The sequence below is a fragment of the Carboxydocella sp. JDF658 genome (assembly GCF_002049395.1).
Taxonomy (GTDB): Bacteria; Bacillota.
In genome coordinates this window covers 1-1,137 of the sequence record NZ_BDLR01000081.1, presented here as the reverse complement: position 1 = coordinate 1,137, position 1,137 = coordinate 1, and the positions used below count along the sequence as shown (strand labels likewise).

1 protein-coding gene is annotated in these 1,137 nt (G+C 49.6%); it reads left to right on the top strand.

The window, feature by feature from the left end:
* Positions 1 to 358: 358 nt before the first annotated feature.
* A partial coding sequence (locus JDF658_RS10820; protein ID WP_159446622.1) for a Lon-like protease helical domain-containing protein occupies positions 359 to 1,137 on the top strand: 779 nt, incomplete at its 3' end.

Genomic DNA, 1,137 nt, shown 5'->3' with positions numbered 1-1,137 from the left:
GCCTGCCGTAGGTTTTGGGCAGCTTCAGGCGCACCCGGTTGTCCGGCAGTATTTCGAAAGCGTTCTGTTTAAAAGTCACGGTGCTGAGAGTATCTTTTTTTCAGGAGCAGGGCGTCCCGGTCGGAAAGGTTGATGGCTTTGGCCCTGGCAGTGAGAGTCTGCGTTGGCATACCGTTACTGAACTTCTTTTTGCGTGCCAGCTCAATCACCCCCTGTTCACGATGTGGTCAAAACGGATGCACGTTTATGTCTATATTTCTGTTCCATAGCTATATTGTACCAGATTTATACAATACAAGGAAGACATTCCGGCAAAAAGCCCGGGTTTTGTAAATAAAAGAAAAAGTGAGGGGAGAGCATGAACCAGGAGTCTTTGAAACTAACGCCCCGCCAGTTACGGCGTCCTTGCGATGCCAGCAAGTTACCTTTTCGGGATACGACAGAGGTAGAGCCGGTAGGAGAAGTGCTCGGACAGCAGCGGGCCAAGCAAGCCCTGGAATTCGGCTTGAAAATCCGGCGTCCTGGTTACAATATTTTCGTGGCTGGAGAAACAGGGACGGGAAAACTCACTTATACCCGTAAGGTAATTGAAGGCCAGGCAGCCCAGGAACCCCGTCCCCAGGACTGGTGCTATGTCTATAATTTCAAGAAACCCAGTCAGCCCCGGGCTATTTCTCTACCGGCCGGACTGGGCAAGCAGTTTGTCAGGGATATGGAAGACATGGTAAACAGTCTGAAAAAAGAAGTACCCAAAGCCTTTGACAGTGAAAACAGCCAGAAAAAGAAAACCCTGCTCTGGCAGCAATTTGAACAGGAAAGCGAATTGCTTTATCAGCAACTGGAGAAAATGGCCAACCAGAAAGGATTTTCCCTCCATCGCACCAGTGAAGGGTTTGTTTCCGTACCCCTGCTGAACGGGGAACCCCTGACCGAGGAGGAATACAACAAGCTGGATCCAGGAACGCGACGGGATCTGGAAAAGGATTCCTCGTATCTGCAGGAAAAGCTGGTGGAAATGGTCAGCAAATTAAAAAAACTGGAGAAGAAGTATCAGCAAAAGGAAAAGCAGCTGGAGGGCCAGATGGCTTTGCTGGCTATCGGCCATTTGCTGGCTGATTTAAAGGACAAATACCGCCA